The organism is Paenibacillus periandrae (assembly GCF_022458865.1).
GTDB classification, from domain to species: Bacteria; Bacillota; Bacilli; order Paenibacillales; family NBRC-103111; genus Paenibacillus_S; species Paenibacillus_S periandrae.
The window spans coordinates 333,015-341,398 of record NZ_JAJNMU010000008.1 but is presented as its reverse complement, the minus strand read 5'-3'; the positions used below and the strand labels follow the sequence as shown (position 1 = coordinate 341,398).

Here is an 8,384-nt window from a genome sequence, read left to right as displayed (position 1 = left end):
CTGCATTCAACCGCTCGATTTCTTCGTTTCTCATGTTCATCGCCGCCTTCGGGTAAGTTATTACTATTCTTTACCCGATTTGGCGATTGGAGTGTCTTTGGCAGTTTATTAATTGCGGTCTATATAGATTGAAAATATAGTTGTAGACTAGGAAAATAAACTATTAGACTAGAGATGGGATTAAGCTAAAGGGCAGGATACTTCCAATATGTGTTAAGATGTTAACGACACACTTCCAATTTCCCAATAGGGGCTAAGAGCATGAAGAAAATAATAAGGAAAATCAATGTTGGAGAAAAAGAATACGTATATGTGATTAACAAAAAGTATCATCAAGGTGTAAGCGAAGTTTCTCTTTCAATATCATTAAAGAAACTGAAGAACATGACCTGTTCTTTCCACTTTTGTACTTGGGACGACCCAATTACGGGGAGCCCTCTTTTAGTTGGTTTCCCCTTAAAGAAAACAGCTACAGGCAATATTGAAAAATTTAACTTGTATTACCCAAGAATAGTTAAGTATTTTATTTTGTATGGTTTGGAAAATGGTTGGAATGGAGCAAACAGGATAGTTTTTAATGATGGACTAGAAATACTCAGTAAGCTGGAATACGACGTTTTACCGCTAAAACCATGACACGTTAACAAGTTTCCATTACACTAACGGGGAACGTTAATTTGAATAGCATAATAAAGAGCAGGTGCCGCGGCAGCCTACTTGTTTTATTAAACTAAAGGGCAGAATAACGCTGGGACGCCTATAAGTAATTTATCAGTCAATTTTTATTAGTCTGCTTTCCATTTTTATGAAATAATCTTCTTATACGTAGCAGATTACTAATAAGCGGGGTGAAGATGTATGGCTTTTAATGATACTTTCAGATTCGGCGCTCATGCGATAATATTTAATTCCGAAGGTCATGTACTTCTACTAAAACGGACATATGGGGATAAAGGATGGAGTTTACCTGGTGGCAGTGTTGAGCTCGGCGAATGCAAAGGTGGGCAAAAATAAATTTGAAGCTTGAGTTGAATCCCATTGTAACTAAGGTTTTAACAGAATAAGGACAGCGTTGTTGTAAAAAGGGGAGAAACTAAATGAAACAAATAATAGACTATCATTATGATTTTAAAGATGAGATTGAGGTGTACAAGCAGAGTCAGCAAGGAAACTTATGTAAGTTTTTAATGTACAAATCAGGAATATATGAGCAATACTTCGATTGTGATCGCAGTTTGTTAGCTAAACAAGTTTATAACATGTTATGGGGGTTTAATGTCTCTCGGTATCACTTTGATACGATACGCATAGGTAATCGTGACATCCTCATGGGAACTGACACGATGAACAGCTTGCAAACCGTGTTAGCCTTTGCTCTAACGACATGGTGTATGGATGAACTTCGAGAAACTTTTGGTATAAACAAAATAACCTCACAAACGAATGTATTATTTCTTAAAGATATTCAGGCATTAAAACGAATCATAATAAAAAACCTTTCTTTAGAAATCTTGGAGGCGTTCGAATTGTTTGCAGGATTGACCCATACCATTGGTAATTTTGCACTCGTGCCGAAAAAACTCGGTTCCCTTACCAAAGGAAGACAAACATTCAACACCGCCCGCTACAGTTATTATCGTGATTATATGGACCTATCGCTTCATCGACTGGTCAATAGTGACGATGCCTTGTGGGATAAAGAAACGCTAATTACCTACCGTAACATCCAGGAATTGAAATCATATATGACAGAAGCGGGCGACATCATTCCGTTGGTGCCTCGACATAGTGACGTTATGAGGGGAGTGAGGTCTGAAATAGGCCCACAAACGAAAGAAGAACTGTTGTGGTATTTAAACGGAGTTAACGGTAGAATTATCGAACGTGGAAAAAGATTAGCTGAGCGACTTGCGTAGCACATGTTCGCTCGTCTTTTTATCAACGGATCTGTTATACTTCATTTTTGTTTTTCCTCATACGAACGGGCAGGATAGCAAAAAAATAAGACGAAATCCTCTTTTACATCATGCATCAGTAATTGGTAAAATTGGCACATGAAATAGCAAGGGAGCAGCATGATGCTTGTACTTCTTAGCGGTTCACTTAAATCCGGTAAAAAGAACGGAATGCCATTTAGTATGTTAGTATGACTGTAGCCAGAGAGGTGAAGCTGAATGATTGACATACAGTATATAAACGATCTTGAGGCAGAGATGGATATAATGAAGCTTGTAGATAATTATAATGAAATAAAATCAATCCTGCAGCAGTACCCTCAGGAACAGTGGTCATATGAAATGATTTTAGCATTTGCAAGGGCACTGAATTATCTGCAAGATTATTCTGACCAGATCAATCCATTTGAGCAAGCATACGGGTTGCTGCAAACTGTTTCTGATAAGGGAATGACGGACCATGAATGGCATTTAATAATGGCTTCTGTTAGTTTAGTCTTGGTTCGCTGCTGTTTCTTTTTATGGATCAGTCTAAAACTTATTCTTCAAAAAGTAATGATTTTCCAACTGAAAAACCGCGTCAAATCCACAACTCCAGTCTAATACTATATTTTCATCAAACACTTGCTTTTCCCACCACTGGTAAAGAGGCTGATTAGCCTGTAAATCATAGATTAGTATACGATGATGATGGTGATACAGGAACAGCAGATGCGGTGCCAGATGGCTACCCCTGGCAGACGTGCTTCCCATTTCTTCTTCAGCGGCGGTTGGACTGGAATACCAGATCTCTTGGCGTTTCTCCTTACTCTAAGCTCAAACGACATCATCACCCGGACAAACTGAATTAGACTGACTCGCAAAAAAAGCAGTGACGGACTAGGCACACAAACCTAGACTGCCGCTGCTTTTATTTGCTATCCAGTGAAAATAAAGTTATATTATGAAATTTTTCAATTGCAATTCAGACACTACACTTTCTTCGACTTCCATAAATTTATCGATACCATCATGATCAATTTCTTGTAACAATCTACCTTCATGTTGTTGTAACTAAAATAGTAAGTCATCGCTTCACTCTTCATAAAGTGGAAGTCCCTATGAGGATTTGATCTGTATTTGTCTCAGTTTGCTCATATGTTTCCTTCTGACGCTTTATATCCGCCTTGGGAGGAAAACCAAACATGCGAGAATATTCACGACTAAACTGGGACGCACTTTCATAACCAACCCTTTGAGGATTGAAGAACTTGCTGATATCGCTAATATGAGCCTTTCTTCGTTCCACAGACACTTTAAAGAAATCACTGCAATGAGCCCCCTTCAATTTCAAAGACAGCTTCGGCTGCAGGAAGCCCGGAGTCTATTGTTAATAGAGTTAGCAGATGCAACTGAGGTTGCATATTTTAGCTTGGCCTTTGAGATATCCATAGAAATATAGCTGCAGCAATAAAAGCAAGAGATAGCCCAATTATAGTAGCGTAATCCACCTAAATCCCTCCTAATTTATTGGAATAAATCAACATTATCGGGTTCACCATAATGTTGGATGATTTGGTCGATGGCGCCCCTGATGCGATAGGTGTTGCTTCCTTCCATTGCAATTTGTGCATATGTAGCTCCATATGGCCCTTGAAGAAGTCTATAAATGATCTCTCTCTTATGAATAGGAGCAAGAAACGGAATGTCTTGAGGAGAATCGAGCAATTGAACCAAACGAAGCACAGCATCCATAATAGATAATTCGATCTGACCGACAAACTTGGCTCGTAAAGCATGATCCTTTGTATTGGCATAAATTTGAGCGTCTTTCATAACCTCGCTCACCCACGTTATCCGAACGAATAAGAAACAGAGAAGGGATCGTTGTCTGCAATACTCCCGCTTGTCGAATGGGGGTTAATCAGTCTTGTGAGGTTATCCTGTCGGATCTTTATTTCTTCAAGCATAGGCCTCTCCTTGATGCATTATATTGTTTTATTTTTATTATACACCATTAGTTTTCTAATAAGGAATGACATTGAGTGGATTAGGCAATCATTTGAGACAAATTAGATATCAGCTCTTTGTTCAGTAATGGATAATAAAGTCATACCACAGAAGGTACAACTGTTAAATCATCGGCGATTTTTTTGGGAAATAGATAAGAGCTTGGGAGGTATAAAAGGAAGAACGCCATGGAAATATTTTTATAAAAAATGCCTAATAGGGAAGTAATGGATAAGATTAAAGTGTAATTTAAACAAAATTATTGAAAATACTGGAGGATTTTATATGCAAAAAGTATTTTTGAACAATGGTGTTGAGATGCCTATACTCGGTTTTGGTGTTTTTCAGATCCCAGATGATGAATGTGAACAAAGCATTTATGACGCTATTATGACAGGATATCTGCTGATTGATACCGCTGCCTATTATCTAAATGAAGAAGCAGTTGGCAGAGCAATTAAACGGAGCAGTATGGCAAGAGAGGAATTATTTATCACTACGAAACTTTGGGTTCAGGATGCCGGTTATGAGCGTACAAAAAAAACATTTGAAAAATCACTGGAAAGATTGTAATTTGATTATTTGGATTTGTATTTAATTCATCAGCCATTCGGCGACGTGCATGGTTCTTGGCGCGCTATGGAGGAATTGTATCGTGAAGGAAAGGTCCGTGCAATTGGCGTTATTAACTTCCATGAGGATCGTCTGATCGATTTGATCATTCATAATGATGTAGTTCCTGCCGTGAACCAGGTTGAAACACTCCCTTTCAACCAGCAAATCGAAAGTGCGAAATTCATGAAAGAAAACAATGTTCATATCCAATCCTGGGCGCCTTTTGCTGAAGGGGAAAATAACTTGTATCAAAATGAGCTATTGGTATCCATAGCCGAAAAGTATAATAAATCCGTTGCTCAAGTGGTTTTACGTTGGTTGACACAAAGAGAAGTCGTTGTGATTCCAAAGTCCGTTCGTAAAGAAAGAATTATCGAAAACTTAAATATTTTTGATTTTGAATTAAACCAAGAGGTTATGGAGTCAATTACTACGTTAGATACGAAACAGAGCTTATTCTTTTTACATCGCGATCCCGAAATAGTGAAATGGATCAGTACCCTTAAACTTGATATCTAACAATCGCTAATTCGAAAGACCAAAGGCAGGTACTGTTTACGCAAAAGAATCGGGAAATAATTCGTTATTAACAATGGACTGCCATACCCACCTCGGATCATGGAAAAACAAGTGGGGATTTTACTAGATAGTAACCTATTATAGTTTTAATGCCCTCCTCATATATAACCAATAGCCTCTCGGCATTCGCCGATGCTTGTGGGATCACGCTTTAGCCAGTCCCAACAAACCATCACTCATTATGGGGAAAATCGGCTCATATGTAAGACAGAACAGTTTGGCTACCGCGCTGCGGAAAATGTGGCGTATCGAAAAAACGATCTCCATCCTGGATTACCTTTCGAGCGAGGCGCTCCGGCGCAAAATCCATCAGGGGTTGAACAAAGGGGAAGCCATGAACGCACTGGCCAGAGCGATCTTCTTCGGCAAACATGGCGACCTGCGAGAACGTGCGTTACAAGACCAGCTCCAACGGGCAAGTGCATTGAACATTATCATCAATGCGATTAGCGTTTGGAACACTGTGTATCTCCAGCAAGCAACTGAATACCGTAAAAAACAAGGTAAGCTTCAGGAAGAACTATTAAACCTTATTTGGCCCCTTGGATGGGAGCAAATCAATTTCTTAGGCGAATACAAATTCGATATTTGTAAGGTCCTGCACTGATCGTGAATGAAGGGTGCTGTCGATTTTCACTTCCTCAATATTACTTTAGATGGTAAAATATATAAAAGTTGTTCATTACATAATACGAGGGGTACCTAATGTTTAATTTTCTGAAAAAGAAAAAAGAGTCAGCCACTAAAACTGTGAGTAATTCAAATCATTTTCAAGAAGATAAGGAATTTTTAGTATTAGATCATTCTCATGAAGAAAAAAGTTTATCAGCAAATAGATTTTCAAAAAGTGAATTTGAAAACAAAGTCGTGTATTTAAAGGGACCTGATAGAATTGTTACCGAGTTTCCAAAAAAATACGGAAATATTTACTTTGAAAAAGATAAGTATTTCAAAATTATGCAGAAGATTTATGACTCTTCAAATATCGGAGAACACATAAACAGAATAGAAATTGTTGGGTACCTAGACAATGCTGGAGAATGTAGTACAAATATAGTTAATGGTCAGTTAAAAATCACCATTCGAATTGCTGCACCAAAATTAGGACTAATTGAAAGCGGATATATTCATGAATATACCGAAAAAAGCGGAACGACTTTAAATAATATTTTTGCACATGAGTTCGTCCATGCAGAGGATATTGTAAATATTGTTAAAAGGTACGGAATAGAAGAATTTAATTCTATACGAACAAATAAGATTTCGTCTTTAGCTTGGTCTTCACTAACTGAATATTCCGCCTGTAGAAAGACAGCGGAACTACATAATGAATATGACTCAGTGGAACAAATAGAAAGTAGCCTTATTTATAACCTTTTGGATAGTTTTAAAAAGGGAGGAGCCACCTGGCTAAATCCTTATAATTGTATCGTAAATCTAAACTACGCAATAGCAACAAAGTGTGCATTTGCAGATGAGTCAGGTGATGAGAGTTATCATTTAGAAATTTCAAAAAGTATTAAGCACCATGACAAAGTATCAGATTATGTTCATCAAGTTAGAAGATTATTAATAGAAAATTACTCAGTGCAGCCCTTGGATAAAAATGGTTTTGCACTTTTAGGGAACAAATTCCTATCGGAATTTCTAACAATATTCTTTAATGCAAAAGAAGAGCAGATTCACAAAATAATAAACGAACACTTCATCAAATAAGAACGAAAACATTCTTAGGAGATGAGTTATTTTGGTACAGATATTCCAGAACCTGTCTATGTTGTGGCTGCTACTAAATTGTGGACGTATGAACAATTGGAAGAAAAAATTAATATGGATCAAGTGAGTATTCTGAATGGGGCAGGTTGAGAGACAAGTTTAAGTCTCTGGGCCAAATCGATATATCTGAGGCTATAAGCAGAGCACAGAAGTTAGACCAGGCGCAAGTTACAAAGAAAAGTTTTAACCGGCGCATTGTACAAAGTAAAGTAAGCCAGGAGGTGCATCATGGAAGTTGAATTACAAACATTCGATGTGAAACGAGTTAAGGAAATTGCCGAACTTCAAGGACTCGATTCAGAAAATTTAACAGATGCAGCATTTTGGTCTATTGTCAGCGAAGCCATAATTCATTACAGGATAGAATAAAAATGCAACAAGAGAATATTAAGCAACATTGAACTTGACTCTGTATCTCAAATTGTAACTGATCGCGACGAACAGCAGAACCACTGCGACGCCCACTGTAACCGGATGACCGAGGAGCATGCTGATCGCCGGTGTCGGCGCCAGGCCGAGCAGGGCGCCGAAAGGCACTAAGCCTATCAGCGCCCACAATACAGCGGTTGCGAGTTGCCACGGCAGCAGAGGAGCCGCGCGTCCGACGCGACGTCCCGGCCGAGCACAGTCATCCGTCCGCCCGTATACGTGGTGGAGACCAGCGGCAGTGTCTCGATGTGCTCCTGCTGACCCTCAGCAGCATCCCTCATCGGCATGGCCCTCCCGAGGAAAATTCTCGAACTTCGAGCGGCGGAGGGAGAGTCCCGGCGGCGCGGCAGGGCCGATCAATGATAAAATGGAGGAGGTGCTTCCCTTTTTGTTTTTCTTCCTCATTAGTGAACGCTTCAATATTATATATTTGATATGTTAGAGGTGAATTTTTGTAGGCGTTATCCATATTCTAGATGCTGTACTAAAAAGTTAAACTTCTTATTATCTTAAATTGCTTGAATAATATATTTGGGTTTGGGTTCAGCGAACTGAAACCTTTCGTTGCCCTACCATGACAAGTCCATTGGTCGGATGGCTCCGTTATATGTGTCCTCCGTGAAGGGATGATACCCCAATATAGAGCCGAGCCTTGAGAAATATTCTATCTACGCATTGTGAATGAGTGCTTACCGTGCTTAGTCAGATTGCACTTTGTATGAAAAGGTGCATTGAGATGGTTGTTAATCGCAACTGTCGGATGTCAAGAACCTTGTCCGAATGAAGTCCACGTAACCCGCGGGCTTTTTTAGTTATCGGATCAAGTTCTTGTCATTTGGCGATGACAAGAACTTGATCCGATTCCCGATTCATGACAAGAACATTGTCCGATTGCCGACAAACAGTAGATACATGGGCCTCAATCTGAACGCTAGGTGGGGTCTATTTGTCGTTCACTCTTAGACCGCCGCTGTTGTTATTGAACTAGCGTTCTAGTTAGCGTAATATAAATCAGAGCTCTTACAAAAGAGAGTAACTAGG

7 protein-coding genes and 3 pseudogenes are annotated in these 8,384 nt (G+C 39.1%); 9 read left to right on the top strand and 1 reads right to left on the bottom strand.

Annotated features, from left to right (window positions below; translation table 11 throughout):
* The first annotated feature begins 261 nt into the window (after positions 1-261).
* The 5 genes and pseudogenes from LRL21_RS15875 to LRL21_RS15855 all read left to right on the top strand — a co-directional run.
* Positions 262-636 (top strand): hypothetical protein, encoded by a 375-nt coding sequence (locus LRL21_RS15875; RefSeq protein ID WP_240416779.1) that lies wholly within the window; start codon positions 262-264, stop codon positions 634-636.
* 222 nt (positions 637-858) lie between these two features.
* A complete protein-coding gene (locus LRL21_RS15870; protein WP_240416778.1) occupies positions 859-1,014 on the top strand; it encodes an NUDIX hydrolase in 156 nt (51 codons plus the stop codon).
* An 83-nt stretch (positions 1,015-1,097) separates the two neighbouring features.
* Positions 1,098-1,916, top strand: coding sequence for a hypothetical protein (locus LRL21_RS15865; RefSeq protein ID WP_240416777.1), 819 nt, complete (start codon positions 1,098-1,100; stop codon positions 1,914-1,916).
* A gap of 258 nt (positions 1,917-2,174) precedes the next feature.
* Complete coding sequence (locus LRL21_RS15860) at positions 2,175-2,558, top strand: hypothetical protein (RefSeq protein WP_240416776.1); 384 nt, start codon at positions 2,175-2,177, stop codon at positions 2,556-2,558.
* Positions 2,559-3,186: 628 nt separating this feature from the next.
* Positions 3,187-3,360, top strand: a pseudogene (locus tag LRL21_RS15855) (helix-turn-helix domain-containing protein); the annotation flags it as partial.
* 101 nt (positions 3,361-3,461) lie between these two features.
* On the opposite strand, the gene LRL21_RS15850 reads toward LRL21_RS15855, so the two are convergent.
* Positions 3,462-3,770, bottom strand: coding sequence for an AraC family transcriptional regulator (locus tag LRL21_RS15850; protein WP_240416775.1), 309 nt, complete (start codon positions 3,768-3,770; stop codon positions 3,462-3,464).
* A gap of 459 nt (positions 3,771-4,229) precedes the next feature.
* Between LRL21_RS15850 and LRL21_RS15845 the strand changes: the two are divergent.
* The 4 genes and pseudogenes from LRL21_RS15845 to LRL21_RS15830 all read left to right on the top strand — a co-directional run bounded on the left by LRL21_RS15845 (position 4,230) and on the right by LRL21_RS15830 (position 7,283).
* Positions 4,230-5,078, top strand: a pseudogene (locus LRL21_RS15845) (aldo/keto reductase).
* A 232-nt stretch (positions 5,079-5,310) separates the two neighbouring features.
* Positions 5,311-5,745 (top strand): annotated as a pseudogene (locus tag LRL21_RS15840) (Tn3 family transposase); the annotation flags it as partial.
* A gap of 98 nt (positions 5,746-5,843) precedes the next feature.
* A complete protein-coding gene (locus tag LRL21_RS15835) occupies positions 5,844-6,854 on the top strand; it encodes a hypothetical protein (protein WP_240416774.1) in 1,011 nt (336 codons plus the stop codon).
* A gap of 288 nt (positions 6,855-7,142) precedes the next feature.
* Positions 7,143-7,283 carry a hypothetical protein gene (locus LRL21_RS15830; protein WP_240416773.1) on the top strand — a complete coding sequence of 47 codons (141 nt, stop codon included), beginning with the start codon at positions 7,143-7,145 and terminating at the stop codon, positions 7,281-7,283.
* Positions 7,284-8,384: the final 1,101 nt, after the last annotated feature.

Excerpts from the sequence above, each read along its gene's own strand:
- LRL21_RS15865 (WP_240416777.1), top strand. The coding sequence starts at position 1,098 with ATGAAACAAATAATAGACTATCATTATGATTTTAAAGATGAGATTGAG.
- LRL21_RS15850 (WP_240416775.1), bottom strand. The coding sequence starts at position 3,770 with ATGAAAGACGCTCAAATTTATGCCAATACAAAGGATCATGCTTTACGA.
- LRL21_RS15870 (WP_240416778.1), top strand. The coding sequence starts at position 859 with ATGGCTTTTAATGATACTTTCAGATTCGGCGCTCATGCGATAATATTT.
- LRL21_RS15835 (WP_240416774.1), top strand. The coding sequence starts at position 5,844 with ATGTTTAATTTTCTGAAAAAGAAAAAAGAGTCAGCCACTAAAACTGTG.
- LRL21_RS15875 (WP_240416779.1), top strand. The coding sequence starts at position 262 with ATGAAGAAAATAATAAGGAAAATCAATGTTGGAGAAAAAGAATACGTA.
- LRL21_RS15830 (WP_240416773.1), top strand. The coding sequence starts at position 7,143 with ATGGAAGTTGAATTACAAACATTCGATGTGAAACGAGTTAAGGAAATT.
- LRL21_RS15860 (WP_240416776.1), top strand. The coding sequence starts at position 2,175 with ATGATTGACATACAGTATATAAACGATCTTGAGGCAGAGATGGATATA.